This window comes from Azospirillum sp. TSH64, assembly GCF_003116035.1.
In the GTDB taxonomy this organism is placed as follows: Bacteria; Pseudomonadota; Alphaproteobacteria; order Azospirillales; family Azospirillaceae; genus Azospirillum.
Genome location: NZ_LGQW01000015.1, coordinates 1096473 through 1109440, shown reverse-complemented (window position 1 = coordinate 1109440; position 12968 = coordinate 1096473). Strand labels below are relative to the sequence as shown.

13 protein-coding genes are annotated in these 12968 nt (G+C 68.1%); 6 read left to right on the top strand and 7 right to left on the bottom strand.

Going from position 1 to position 12968, the window contains the following annotated elements; all coding sequences use genetic code 11:
• Positions 1 to 188 precede the first annotated feature (188 nt).
• Positions 189 to 677 (top strand): protein-export chaperone SecB, encoded by a 489-nt coding sequence (secB, locus tag TSH64_RS06460; protein ID WP_085086914.1) that lies wholly within the window; start codon positions 189 to 191, stop codon positions 675 to 677.
• A gap of 139 nt (positions 678 to 816) precedes the next feature.
• Here secB and rho read toward each other — a convergent pair whose 3' ends face one another.
• From rho to hemE, 4 genes are all read right to left on the bottom strand, one after another.
• The gene (gene rho, locus TSH64_RS06455) at positions 817 to 2073 is read right to left on the bottom strand and encodes a transcription termination factor Rho (protein WP_109052252.1); all 1257 of its coding nucleotides are present in this window, start codon (positions 2071 to 2073) and stop codon (positions 817 to 819) included.
• A 395-nt stretch (positions 2074 to 2468) separates the two neighbouring features.
• Positions 2469 to 2897 (bottom strand): protoporphyrinogen oxidase HemJ, encoded by a 429-nt coding sequence (gene hemJ / locus TSH64_RS06450; protein WP_098740896.1) that lies wholly within the window; start codon positions 2895 to 2897, stop codon positions 2469 to 2471.
• 28 nt (positions 2898 to 2925) lie between these two features.
• Positions 2926 to 4044, bottom strand: a complete 1119-nt coding sequence (gene hemH, locus TSH64_RS06445; RefSeq protein ID WP_109096036.1) for a ferrochelatase — start codon at positions 4042 to 4044, stop codon at positions 2926 to 2928.
• A gap of 93 nt (positions 4045 to 4137) precedes the next feature.
• Positions 4138 to 5157, bottom strand: a complete 1020-nt coding sequence (gene hemE / locus TSH64_RS06440; protein WP_109452354.1) for a uroporphyrinogen decarboxylase — start codon at positions 5155 to 5157, stop codon at positions 4138 to 4140.
• Between the two features lie 514 nt (positions 5158 to 5671).
• Between hemE and TSH64_RS06435 the strand changes: the two genes are divergently transcribed.
• From TSH64_RS06435 to dnaQ, 5 genes are read left to right on the top strand one after another with little or no spacing between them, the layout of a single operon-like run.
• A complete protein-coding gene (locus TSH64_RS06435; RefSeq protein WP_109096035.1) occupies positions 5672 to 6511 on the top strand; it encodes a pyruvate, water dikinase regulatory protein in 840 nt (279 codons plus the stop codon).
• Positions 6508 to 7113, top strand: coding sequence for a nucleoside triphosphate pyrophosphatase (locus TSH64_RS06430; RefSeq protein ID WP_109096034.1), 606 nt, complete (start codon positions 6508 to 6510; stop codon positions 7111 to 7113). The genes TSH64_RS06435 and TSH64_RS06430 overlap by 4 nt, the downstream gene beginning before the upstream one ends.
• Positions 7110 to 7988 (top strand): shikimate dehydrogenase, encoded by an 879-nt coding sequence (locus TSH64_RS06425; RefSeq protein WP_109096033.1) that lies wholly within the window; start codon positions 7110 to 7112, stop codon positions 7986 to 7988. Before TSH64_RS06430 ends, TSH64_RS06425 begins: the two co-directional genes overlap by 4 nt.
• A 10-nt stretch (positions 7989 to 7998) precedes the next feature.
• Complete coding sequence (coaE, locus tag TSH64_RS06420) at positions 7999 to 8643, top strand: dephospho-CoA kinase (protein WP_109096032.1); 645 nt, start codon at positions 7999 to 8001, stop codon at positions 8641 to 8643.
• Positions 8636 to 9319 (top strand): DNA polymerase III subunit epsilon, encoded by a 684-nt coding sequence (gene dnaQ, locus TSH64_RS06415; protein WP_109096031.1) that lies wholly within the window; start codon positions 8636 to 8638, stop codon positions 9317 to 9319. The genes coaE and dnaQ overlap by 8 nt, the downstream gene beginning before the upstream one ends.
• Before the next feature lie 38 nt (positions 9320 to 9357).
• On the opposite strand, the gene TSH64_RS06410 is transcribed toward dnaQ, so the two are convergent.
• Genes TSH64_RS06410 through TSH64_RS06400 form a run of 3 tightly spaced genes read right to left on the bottom strand, consistent with a single transcriptional unit; the run spans position 9358 to position 12958 of the window.
• Positions 9358 to 10332 carry a quinone oxidoreductase gene (locus TSH64_RS06410; protein WP_109096030.1) on the bottom strand — a complete coding sequence of 325 codons (975 nt, stop codon included), beginning with the start codon at positions 10330 to 10332 and terminating at the stop codon, positions 9358 to 9360.
• Positions 10333 to 10389: 57 nt separating this feature from the next.
• Positions 10390 to 10887: a methylated-DNA--[protein]-cysteine S-methyltransferase gene (locus TSH64_RS06405; protein ID WP_109096029.1), complete on the bottom strand. Its 498-nt coding sequence runs from the start codon at positions 10885 to 10887 to the stop codon at positions 10390 to 10392.
• 19 nt (positions 10888 to 10906) lie between these two features.
• Positions 10907 to 12958: a thioredoxin domain-containing protein gene (locus tag TSH64_RS06400; RefSeq protein ID WP_109096028.1), complete on the bottom strand. Its 2052-nt coding sequence runs from the start codon at positions 12956 to 12958 to the stop codon at positions 10907 to 10909.
• Positions 12959 to 12968: the final 10 nt, after the last annotated feature.

Below are 12968 nucleotides of genomic sequence, written 5' to 3'. Positions count from 1 at the left end.
GCGGCCGGTTTCCCGTCGGCGGTTTCCGTTGGCAGGACGGCCGATCCATGATAGCCAGCCCGTTGGGCGAAGGCACAACCGTCGCGAACCAAACCCTGTCACCTCACATCCGGGTCGGCCTGCGACCCCTGCCCTCCGTCCCTACCGGGATCGGGGATGGAAAGCGGGCCGGCGATTAGGAGTCCGTTATGTCCGATCAGATGAGCAACGGCGCCGAGCAGCAGCAGACGTCTTCGCTGCCGATGCATGTCCTCGCGCAGTATGTGAAGGACTTCTCCTTCGAGAACCCCAACGCCCCGCAGAGCCTGCTGCCGAACCAGCCGCAGCCTCAGGTCAACATCGGCGTCGACGTCCAGGGCCAGAAGGTCGGCGACGACATTTACGAGCTGACGCTGAACCTGCGCTGCGAAGCCCGCCAGGGCGAGTCCGTCGCCTTCCTGGTCGAGCTGGCCTATGGCGCGCTGTTCCAGTTCCCCGGCCTGCCGGAAGAGCATCACCGCCCGGTCCTGATGATCGAAGGCGCCCGGATGATCTTCCCGTTCGCCCGCGCCATCGTCTCCAGCGCGACCCGCGAAGGCGGCTTCCCGCCGCTGATGATCAACCCGATCGACTTCGCCGAGCTGTACCACCGCCAGTCGGCCCAGCAGGCCGAACAGCCGCAGCAGCCGCCCTTCTGATCCCAAGCGGGATCGGCCGAAGGGATCGAGTTGAGCCGAACAAGGAAAAGGGCGGGTGACCGGAAGGTCCCCGCCCTTTTTCTGTACCGCGACGGCAGGCCGCCCCCTCCGCAGAGGAGAGGGCGGATCCGGCGCGACCTTACTGGTTCATGCTTTCGAAGAACTCGTTGTTCGACTTGGTGTGCTTCAGCTTGTCGACCAGGAAGTCCACCGCGTCGGTCACGCCCATCGGCATCAGGATGCGGCGCAGGATCCACATCTTCGACATGGTGCCCTTGTCGACCAGCAGCTCCTCCTTGCGGGTGCCCGACTTGGAGATGTCGATGGCCGGGAAGGTGCGCTTGTCGGAGAGCTTGCGGTCCAGCACGATTTCCGAGTTGCCGGTGCCCTTGAACTCTTCGAAGATCACCTCGTCCATGCGGCTGCCGGTGTCGATCAGCGCGGTGGCGATGATGGTCAGCGACCCGCCCTCTTCCACGTTGCGGGCGGCACCGAAGAAGCGCTTGGGCCGCTGCAGGGCGTTGGCGTCGACACCGCCGGTCAGCACCTTGCCCGATGACGGCACCACGGTGTTGTAGGCGCGGGCCAGGCGGGTGATGCTGTCCAGCAGGATGACCACGTCGCGCTTGTGCTCGACCAGCCGCTTGGCCTTCTCGATCACCATTTCAGCGACCTGGACGTGGCGGGTCGCCGGTTCGTCGAAGGTGGAGCTGATGACCTCGCCGCGGACCGAGCGGGCCATGTCCGTCACTTCTTCCGGACGCTCGTCGATCAGGAGGACGATCAGGTAAGCTTCGGGGTGGTTGGTGGCGATCGAGTGGGCGATGTTCTGCAGCATCACCGTCTTGCCGGTGCGCGGCGGCGCCACGATCAGCCCGCGCTGCCCCTTGCCGAGCGGCGCCACCAGGTCGACGATGCGGCCAGTGAGGTTCTTCTTGGTGGGATCCTCGACCTCCATCCGGATGCGTTCTTCCGGATAGAGCGGCGTCAGGTTGTCGAAGTTGATGCGGTGACGGACCTTGTCGGGCGCGTCGAAATTGATGGTGTTGACCTTCAGCAGGGCGAAATAGCGCTCACCGTCCTTGGGCGAGCGGATCTGCCCTTCCACCGTGTCGCCGGTGCGCAGGCCGAAGCGGCGCACCTGGCTGGGGCTGACGTAAATGTCGTCGGGACCCGGCAGATAATTGGCTTCCGGCGAACGCAGGAAACCGAACCCGTCCTGCAGCACCTCCAACACGCCGTCGCCGAAGATCGGAATGTCGTTTTCCGCCAGCTGCTTCAGGATCGCGAACATCATGTCCTGCTTGCGCAGCGTGCTCGCGTTCTCGATCTGCAGCTCCTCCGCGAACGCCAGCAGTTCGGCGGGGCTTTTGCACTTCAGCTCTTGGAGATGCATCGGATTGCCTGTGAAATCGTCATGCGGGGGAGTGGCCTTGGAGGTGGGGAGTGCCGGAGGGTCCGGCCGACGGCGGCTGGGGGCGGCGGACGCCGCAACGCGGTCGCGTCGGGTGGGCAGCGGGTGGCGCTTTGGCGGGTGCGCACCAGGGCGTCCGGAAAATGGCCGCACGGGAGCAACTCGCCAGCCACCAGGCCCGGCTCAAGATCAGAGCGTCGGATCGGCAGATGTGGGCGTGGGAGGCCGCGGGGCGAAAACCCCGTGGTCCTGACATGGTTATCGGATCGGTGGACGCAAGTCAAACGAAAGCGGAACCGGCAAAGGTCGCGGATTCCGCTTTTTCCGGGGGATGGAAGGCCGGCGATTCACCTGCCCCCTGGTTCGGAAGGGGCCGGTCAGAAGGGCTTCACGATGACGAAGATGACGATGCCGATCATCAGCAGCGTCGGCACCTCGTTGGCGATGCGGAAGAAGCGCTGCGGCCGCGTGTTGCGGTCCTCGGCGAAGTCCCGGCGCCAGCGGGCCATCATCATGTGGCTGGCGGTCAGCAGCAGGACGAACAGCAGCTTGGCATGCAGCCAGCCCTGCTTCATCCATTCCGGCGTCAGCACGATCATGGCGATGCCGAACACGTACGCCGCGATCATCGCCGGGTTCATGATGGCGCGCAGCAGGCGGCGTTCCATCACCTTGAAGGTCTCCGACGCCTCCGATCCGGCCTGCACCTGGCAATGGTAGACGAACAGGCGCGGCAGGTAGAGCAGCCCCGCCATCCAGGCGATGATGCTGATGACGTGCAGCGCCTTGATCCATTCGTACAGCACCGGGCGTGTCCCCTTTTTTCGTTTCGGTTCAGCGCCGCGCCTGCGGGCAGCCGGAGAAGTTGGACGGGCAGATCCGGTCGCCCTTCTGCGAGCAGATCGCCGCCCTGCCCGCGACCGTCTGCCGCACCAGTTTGGCCAGCCCGTCGATGAAGCCGGGATGCACCCCGACCGTCGGCACGCGGGTGAAGTGCGGCACCCCCGCCTCCTTGGCGAGATGGCGGTATTCGACCTCGATCTCCACCAGCGTCTCCGAATGCTCCGACACGAAGGCCATCGGCACCACCAGGATCGGCACGCCGTCCTGGCCGGCGCGGCGGATCTCGGCGTCGGTGCTGGGGCCGATCCACTCCATCGGGCCGACGCGGCTCTGGTAGCAGTTGATCCAGTCCAGATCGTCGATGCCCAGCGCCGCGGCGATGGATTCGGCCGTCCGCTCGCACTGCCACTGATAGGGGTCGCCCCCAGCCACCACCTTCTTCGGCAGCCCGTGGGCGGAGAACAGGACGCGCGGCTTGCCATGGGCCTTGGCGGCCTCGTAGAGCGGGCGGATCAGGTCCGCGGCACCGTCGATGAAGCCGGCCTGGGTCGGGTAGCAGCACAGCAGCTTCGTCGGAGCCGTCAGCCCGACGGTGCGCGCCGCCTCATGCCACGCCTTGGCGCTCGACGCCGTGGTGGTGGTGGAGAATTGCGGATAGAGCGGCAGCAGCACGACCAGATCCGGGTCGTAGGCCTTCACCTTGGCAGCCGTCTCGGCGCTCATCGGGTGCCAGTAGCGCATGGCGATGAAGACCTTGGTCTCCGCCCCAGCGACGGCCGGATCCGCCCCCAGCACCCCTTCCAGCGCCGCCGCCTGGGCCTCCGTGTTCTCCAGCAGCGGCGACTTGCCGCCGAGCTGGGCATAGATCGCCGCCGCCGGCTTCGCCCGCCGCCCGCTGATCAGGCTGGCGATCAGGAAGCGGAACGGGTTCGGCAGCCGGATGATGGCCGGATCCGCGAACAGGTTGAACAGGAAGGGCCGCACCGACTCCGGCGCGTCCGGACCGCCGAGGTTGAACAGCACGACGGCGACGCGGCGCGGCGAACCGCCGGGGCCGGCATTGGAAGCTGTGTTATTCGAGGCGGAGGTCTGGGGGAATGGCTGGCTCATGGTGCCCGCTAAACTGGAGCGTTGCTGCCGCTCTGTCCAGACCCCCGCCGTCGCTTTTTCAGTCCCTTGAGGCGCGGCCTGGCGGAAAGGCCCTCAGCCCTGCCAGTCGCGCAGGATGCGCGTCAGCGCCTCCACATGGGCCGGCGGGGTCGACTGGATGACGCCATGGCCCAGGTTGAACACGAAGGGTCCACCGGACAGAGCCGTCAGGATGTCGTGGGTCGCCGTCTCCAGCGCCTTGCCGCCGGCCGCCAGCATGATCGGATCGAGGTTTCCCTGCACCGGCAGCCGCGGCTGGAGGGTCTGTGCGGCCCACACCGGCGGAACGGTGGTGTCGAGCCCCACGGCGTCCACCCCGGACCCGGCGACATACTCCTCATAGGCGTGGCCGGCGCCGCGTGGGAAGCCGATGACCGGCGTGTCCGGGTGCTTCGCCTTCACCAGTGCGACGATCCGCCGCGTCGGCTCGATCACCCAGCGGCGGAACTCCGCCACCGGCAGCACGCCGGCCCAGCTGTCGAACAGCTGCACCGTCTCGGCCCCGGCCTCGATCTGGCGGCAGAGGTAGTCGGCGGTCACTTCGACGATCAGGTCGATCAGCTGGCCGAAGCCGACCGGATCGCCGTAGGCCCAGCGCTTGACGTGCGCATACTCCTTGGAGCCCGCCCCTTCGACCATGTAGCAGGCGATGGTCCAGGGAGCGCCCGCAAAGCCGATCAGCGTCGTGCCGGCGGGGATCGCGGTGGAGAGCCGGCGCACCGTCTCGTAGACCGGCGCCAGCATCTCGTGGAAGCGGTCGCGCGACAGGCGCTTCAAATCCTCGACGCTGCGGACCGGATCCAGCTTCGGCCCCTCCCCTTCCAGATAGGCCAGCGGCTGCCCCAGGGCATGCGGCACCACCAGGATGTCGGAGAACAGAATCGCCGCGTCCATGCCGTAGCGGCGGAGCGGCTGCAAGGTGACCTCGACCGCGAAGTCGGGATTGTAGCAGAGGTCGAGGAAGCTGCCGGCCTTGGCCCGCAGTTCGCGATACTCCGGCAGATAGCGTCCGGCCTGACGCATCAGCCAGAAGGGCGGTTGCTGCCGCACCTCTCCCGCCAGGGCGGCGAGCATCGGCTTCAGGGCAGGCTTGGAAGCCTGATTCTGGACGTCGGAGCTGGTGGCGGACAAGACGGTGCGTTCCCCTGACATGCGAATCCGAAAAGCCCCGCGCGATTCCGGCGCCGATTCCGCGCCAGAATCCGGGACGGGTTTATCCCCTCTTCTTCACTATATTTTTTAAAGGGAGAAAGGAAGAGGATGAGGTGGATGGCTGTGGATAACGGTGATCCCCGATTCCGGAGAATCTGTCCACAGATCCGGGGGCTTGTGCGGGCATGTGTGCGGATCTGTGGACGATTCGGAGCACTACCGCAGGAAACGGCGGAAATGCTATAGCTGGACGAGCGGGAGTCCCGTGGATAACCGGGCGGACGGGGCCGGATCTTCCCAGCTTCCGAAGCGGTCGGCGGAGTTGTTCCGCGCTTGGCCGTATCGGGGAGGAGGAGTCCCCCAGCCGGGACGAAACGACGGTGAATCCGGTTGTCCACAGATCTGGGCCGGATTCTCCACAGAATGTTGGGGACGGATGAAAGAGTTCCACCTACATCTCGTATCCGATGCGACGGGCGAGACGATCAACAGCGTGGCGCGCGCCTGCGTCATCCAGTTCGACGACGTGCGGCCGATCGAACATTTCTGGAATCTGGTGCGGACCGACCGCCAGCTCGACCTCGTTCTGGAGGGAATCCGGGACAACCACGGGCTGGTGATGTTCACGCTGGTCGACGAGACGTTGCGCCGCCGGCTCCAGGATTTCTGCCGCGAGATGCAGGTGCCCTGCATCCCCGTGCTCGATCCGCTGATCAACGCGCTCGCCGCCTTCCTGGGCGTTGAATCGCAACGCCAGCCCGGCCGCCAGCACGTCCTCGACGCCGAATATTTCAGCCGCATCGACGCCGTCGATTTCGCCCTGTCCCATGACGACGGCCAGTCGAACTGGGACCTGCACGAGGCCGACGTCGTGCTGATCGGCGTGTCGCGCAGCTCCAAGACGCCGACCTGCATCTATCTGGCCAACCGCGGAATCAAGGCGGCCAACATCCCGCTGGTGCCGGGCAGCCCGCTGCCGGCCGAGCTGGACCTGCTGACCCGGCCGCTGATCGTCGGCCTGACCAAGGATCCCGACCGTCTGGTGCAGATTCGCCGCAACCGGCTGAAGCTGCTGAATCAGGGCGAGGGCTCCAGCTATGCCGATCCCGAACTGGTCCGTGCCGAGGTGCAGGAGGCACGCCGCCTGTTCAGCCGGCGCGGCTGGCCGGTGATCGACGTGTCGCGCCGCTCCATCGAAGAGACCGCGGCCGAGATCATGATGCTGCTGGCCCGCCGCCAGAGCGGCAATTTCAGCCCGGAAGGGAAGAAGAATTGAGCGCGGCTCCCAAGCTCGTCCTGGCGTCCGGCTCGCGCACGCGGGCGGCGATGCTGGAACAGGCCGGCGTGCCCGCCATCCTCGACGAGCCGCTGGTCGACGAGGACGAGGTGAAGGCCGCCGGCCGGGCCGAGGGCGTTCCCGCCGACGCCGTCGCCGAGGCCCTGGCCGAATTGAAGGCCCAGCGCATCGCCCGCCGCCATCCGGGCGCGCTGGTGGTCGGCGCCGACCAGATGCTGGAATGCGAGGGGCGCTGGTTCGACAAGCCGGCCGACCGCGCCGCGGCACGCGCCCAGCTGCTCGACCTGCGCGGCAAGACCCATCGGCTGGTCAGCTGCGCCGTGGTGGTGCGCGACGGCGAGCGGATGTGGCACAAGACCGACAGCGCCCGCCTGACCATGCGCAACTTCAGCGAAGCCTTCCTCGACGACTATCTCGATCGCGTCGGCGACGACGTGCTGCACTCGGTCGGCGCCTATCAGCTGGAAGGGCTGGGGGCGCAGCTGTTCCACCGGGTCGAGGGCGACTTCTTCACCATCCTCGGGCTGCCGCTTCTGCCGCTGCTCGGCTTTCTGCGCGTGCATGGAGTGGGCGGGGAATGACGGCGGGTTCTGCAAGCAATGCTGGAGCGATCAGCGGCAAGGCGAAGATCGCCGGCGTGATGGGCTGGCCCATCGGCCATTCGCGCTCTCCCCGGCTGCATGGATTCTGGCTGCGGCAATATGGCATCGACGGCGCCTATGTGCCGCTGGCGGTGGCGCCGGAGCGCGCCGAACAGGCGATCCGCGCCCTGCCCGCTTTGGGCTTCCGCGGCTGCAACGTCACCGTCCCGTTGAAGGAGATCGCCTTCCGCACCGTCGACCGGCTGGACGGGACGGCGCGGCGGATGGGAGCCGTCAACACCATCGTGGTGGCCGATGACGGCGCGCTGGAAGGCGGCAACACCGACGGCTTCGGCTTCATCGAGAATCTGCGCGCCGAACAGCCGGACTGGACGGCGGAGCAGGGTCCTGCGGTGGTGATCGGTGCCGGCGGGGCCGCCCGCGCCGTGGTGGTCGCCCTGCTCGACGCCGGTGCGCCGGAGGTCCGTCTGGTCAACCGCACCCGCGCCCGCGCCGAAGAGCTGGCGGCGGATCTGGCCGCGGTCGGGCTTGGTGGCGTGACGGCGGTCGATTGGGTTTCACGTGAAACCGCGCTCGACGGTGCGTCGCTGCTGGTCAACACCACGACCCAGGGCATGGCCGGCCATCCGGCGCTGGACCTCAGCTTGCGCGCCCTGCCCGTCTCGGCTGTCGTCAACGACATCGTCTATGTGCCGCTGGAAACCCCGCTGCTGGCCGAGGCCAAGGCGCGCGGCAACCGGGTGGCCGGCGGCATCGGCATGCTGCTGCATCAGGCGCGTCCCGGCTTCAAGGCCTGGTTCGGCGCCGAGCCGCAGGTGACCCCGGATCTGGTCCGTTTCGTCCTGGAAGGCTGAGGCGACGGCCATGATCGTGCTGGGCCTGACCGGTTCCATCGGCATGGGCAAGAGCACCGCCGCCCGCATGCTGAAGGCGATGGGCGCCCCGGTCTGCGATTCCGACGCGGTGGTGCATGGGCTGCTCGGCCGCGGCGGCCGGGCGGTGCCGGTGATCGAGGCTGCCTTCCCCGGCGTGGTGATCGATGGGGCGGTCAGCCGGCCGGCGCTGGGGGCTGCGGTGTTCCGCGACCCGGACGCTTTGAAGCGGCTGGAGGCGATCCTGCACCCGATGGTCCAGGCGGCGCAGCGCGATTTCCTCGCCCGTGCCGCCCGTGGCGGTGCCGGTATCGCCGTGCTCGACATCCCGCTGCTGTTCGAGACCCGGGGCGAGCGGCGGGTCGATGCGACCGTCGTCGTCTCGGCCCCCTTCGCCGTCCAGCGCGCCCGTGTGCTCGCCCGGCCGGGCATGACGGCGGAGAAGTTCGCCGGCATCCTCGCCCGCCAGATGCCGGACGTGGAAAAGCGCCGCCGCGCGGACTATGTCGTGCCGACCGGGGCCGGTCGGCTGGTGACGCGGCGGGCGCTTCAGGGCATTGTGCGCGACGTGGTGCGGCGGCCGGGCAGGCATTGGCCGCCGCGCGGTTATCAACCAGGGCAGATCCATCATGCGTGAAATCGTTCTCGACACCGAAACCACGGGCTTCAAGCCGGAGGAAGGCCATCGGCTGGTCGAGATCGGCTGCATCGAGCTGGTCAACCACCTCGCCACCGGCGAGCGCTTCCACGTCTATCTGAACCCCGAGCGCGACATGCCGCCGGAGGCCTTCGCCGTCCATGGGCTGAGCACGGAGTTCCTGGCCGACAAGCCGCTGTTCAACGACGTCGCCGCCGACTTCGTCAAGTTCATCGGCGACGCGCCGCTGGTGATCCACAACGCCGCCTTCGACATGCATTTCCTGAACTGGGAGCTGAAGATCGCCGGCTATCCGGTGATGCCGAAGGATCGTGCCGTCGACACCCTGCTGATGGCCCGGCAGAAGTTCCCCGGCTCGCCCGCCACCCTGGATGCGCTGTGCAAGCGCTTCGGCGTCGACAACTCCAACCGCACCCTGCACGGCGCGCTGCTCGACGCGCAGCTGCTGGCCGAGGTCTATCTGGAGCTGCTGGGCGGCCGGCAGACCGGCCTGTCCTTCGCCGGTGGTCCGGCAGGGAAAGGCGGCGTTGCCAGCCCGGTCCGCATCGACCGCCCCTTCCGCGAAGCCCGCGTCTTCGCCATCAGCGAGGAGGAGACCGCGGCCCATGCGGAGATGTTGAAGAAGATCAAGAACCCGCTCTGGGCGGTGGAGTAAGGAGGCAGATCCGGGTCTCCGCCCCCCGGCTCCGGCTCTTAGGGCACCAGCACCGTCGAGCCCGTGGTCGCCCGCGATTCCAGTGCCCGGTGGGCGTCGGCGGTGTCCTTCAGCGCGAAGCGCTGGTTGACGGTGAAGGTCACCCCACCGTTTTTCACCGCTTCGAACAGATCGGCGGCCGAGGCCATCAGATCCTCCCGCTTGGCGGTGTAGGTCGCCAGCGTCGGCCGCGTCACATACAGCGACCCCTTCGCCGCCAGCAGCCCGAGATCCAGCGGCTCCGGCGCGCCCGACGCAGCACCGAACAGCACCATCAGCCCGCGTGGCCGCAAGCAATCCAGCCCCTTGAGGAAGGTCGTCCGGCCGACGCCGTCATAGACGACCGGCACGCCCTGCCCGTCCGTCAGCTCCTTCACCCGGACGACGAAATCCTCGCGGGTGTAGTCGATGGTGTGATGGCAGCCATGGGCCTTCGCCAGCTCGGCCTTCTCCGCCGAGCCGACGGTGCCGATCACCGTGGCGCCGAGATGCCGGGCCCAGGAGCACAGCAGCAGCCCCACCCCGCCGGCGGCGGCCTGCACCAGGATGGTGTCGCCGGGCTGGACCGCATAGGTGCTGCGCAGCAGATACTGTGCGGTCAAGCCTTGCAGCAGCGTGGCGGCGGTCGCCTGCTCGTCTAGCCAGCTCGGCAGCGGCACCAGCCGGTCGGCGGCGATCAGCCGGCTCTCGGCATAGGCGCCGATCGACATGGCGTAGCCGACGCGGTCGCCGACCTTCAAGGTGGTGACGTTTGGACCCAGCGCCTCGACCACGCCGGTCCCCGCCATGCCGATCACCGTCGGCAGATCCGGCAGCTTGTAGGCGCCGGAGCGGTGATAGGTGTCGATGTAGTTCAGCCCGACCGCGGTCTGGCGGATGCGCACCTGTCCCGGACCGGGCTCTCCCACCTCGATCTCGTCCCAGCGCAGAACCTCCGGCCCGCCGTGCTCATGGATGCGGATCGCGTGAACCATGGTGGTTGGTTTCCCTTGTCGTTGGTCGTTCGTTGCTCGTTGAGATTTCCGCGTGGCTCAGAGCAGCGCGAACTGCTCCGCCGCAGCACCGTTGCCCTGGCCGACACCGGCATGCCGGCGCTCCAGCGCCAGCAGCCAAGCCTTGGTGTCGAGCCCGCCAAGGCCGGAATAGCCGCCGGGAGCGCCGCCGCTGGCCAGCACCCGGTGGCAGGGGATGACGATGGGGATCGGGTTGGCGCCGCAGGCGCCGCCGACCGCGCGCGGCCCGCTGCCAAGCATCCTCGCCATCCCGCCATAGGTGGCGGTGCCGCCATAGGGGATCGCCAGCATCGCCTCCCAGACGCTTTGGCGGAAGGCGGTGCCCGCCGGCTTCAGCGGCAGATCGAAGCGCTGGAGCCGTCCAGCGAAATAGGCCTCCAGCTGGCGCGCCGTCTCGACCAGCACGGCGTCCGGCTCGTCCCGGTCGAAACGGCCCCATCCGACCGAGGTCAGGGCGGATCCGTCCCCGGCCAGCATCAGGGGCCCGAGCGGGCTGTCGATGGAAAGGCGCGCCATGGGGTCCTCCCGCGGTAAGTCAGCTGTTCGTCGTCAGAAGTGCGGCCAGATCCGCCGGCGCCGTCACCGGGGCCGAACAGGTCATGCCGCGGCAGACATAGGCGGTTGCCATCCCGTCGCGCATTCCCTTGCCCTGCGCCGGGTGGTTGGCGGGCAGATCCATCCCCGGTGCCAGCACGCTCAGGATGCGGTTGGGCAGCGAGCGCTCCAGCACCGTCCGCCGCAGCGCCTCGGTCTCCGCAGTTTTGGGTGGGCCGACGATGACGATCTGCATCGGCGCCGTCATCAGCTCCACCGCGTTCAGGAAGGTCGGCAGCGGGAAGAAGTTGCGCGCCAGCTCGCCGGAGAAGGCGGCGGCGAGCGCTTCCGCCCGCTCGCGGTAGGCATCCTCGCCGGTGCGCTGGAACAGAGTTGTCAGCACCGCCAGCATGGTGCCGTTGCCGCTGGGGGTGGCGTTGTCATGCGGGCTCTTGGTGCGGACGATCAGCCCTTCGGCATCGTCGGCGGTGAAGAAATAGCCGCCGTTGGCGCCGTCCCAGAAATGGGCGTCGAGCGTCGCCACCCAGACCCTGGCCTGGTCGAGCGCCGCCGGATCCCCGGTCGCCTCGTGCAGCGCCAGGGCGGCGCGTGCCATGTGGGCATAGTCGTCCAGCATGCCGGTGTGCTTGCCCTGCCCGTTCCGCCAGCTGTGGCAGAGCCGCCCGCCCGTATCCATGCGGTCACGGACGAAGGCGAAGGCGCGCCCGGCGGCGTCCAGCCACTCCGGCTCGTCGAGCGCCAGGGCGGCATGGGTCAGGGCGGCGATCATCAGGCCGTTCCAGTCGGCCAGCACCTTGTCGTCCCAGCCCGGCCGCACCCGCTTGGCCCGCGCCCGCAGCAGGATGTCCCGGCCCTTGGCGAGCATCGCCTCGGTGGCGTCGTCGGCGAGCGTCAGGCCGCCCAGCCGGTTCAGGATGGTGACGCCTTCCCAATTGCCCTGGGGCAGCACCTCGTAAACGCGTTTAAACGTCGCCAGCCCGTTGTCGCCGAGGACAGGACCGAGCAGCCGGTCGACCTCATGCTCCTGCCAGATATAGAAGAGCCCCTCCTCGCCCTCGCTGTCGGCGTCCAGCGTCGCGGCGAAGCCGCCGCCGTCGGCGATCATCTCGCGCAGCAGCCAGCCGACCGTCTCGCGGATGCGGGTCTCCAGCAGCGGGTCGCGCGTCTCCTGCCAGACCAGGGTCATCAGGTCGAGCAGCTCGGCGTTGTCGTAGAGCATCTTCTCGAAATGCGGGACCAGCCAGCGTTCGTCGACCGAATAGCGGGCGAAGCCGCCGCCGAGATGGTCGTAGATGCCGCCCTGCGCCATGTTGGCCAGCGTGTGGGTCACCGCCTCGCGGAAGGGATCGCGCCCGGTCCGCTGCCAAGCCCGCCACAGCAACTCGAACAGCGGCACCTGCGGGAATTTCGGCGCGCTGCCAATGCCGCCATGGATGGGGTCGACCTCGCGCAGCAGCCGTTGCGCCACCTGGTCCAGCACCGCGGCATCGACTGCACCGGCCGAGCGGTTCTCCCCCATGCCGGCGAGCGCCGATTTCAGCGCGTCGACATTCTTGACGACCTTGTCCTGTTCGTTGGCGTAGGTGTCGGCGATGCCGTGCAGCACGTCGGGGAAGCCGGCGCGGCCATAGCGTGCCGCCGGCGGGAAATAGGTGCCGCCCCAGAAGGGCTCGGCATCCGGCGTCAGGAACATGGTCAGCGGCCAGCCGCCCTGCTGTCCCAGCAGCGCCAGGGCCGACTGGTAGATGGTGTCGAGGTCCGGACGTTCTTCGCGGTCGACCTTGATGTTGACGAACAGCACGTTCATCAACCCGGCGATCTCGGGATTCTCGAAGCTTTCATGCGCCATCACGTGGCACCAGTGGCAGGCGGCATAGCCGACCGACAGCAGCACCGGCTTGTTCTCCGCCTTGGCACGGGCGAAGGCCTCCGGGCCCCAGGGCATCCAGTGCACCGGGTTGTCCTTGTGCTGCAGCAGATAGGGGCTGGTCTCCCGGCCTAGCAGGTTCGCGCCCAACGGAGTGGCGGGCATGGCGGTGTCC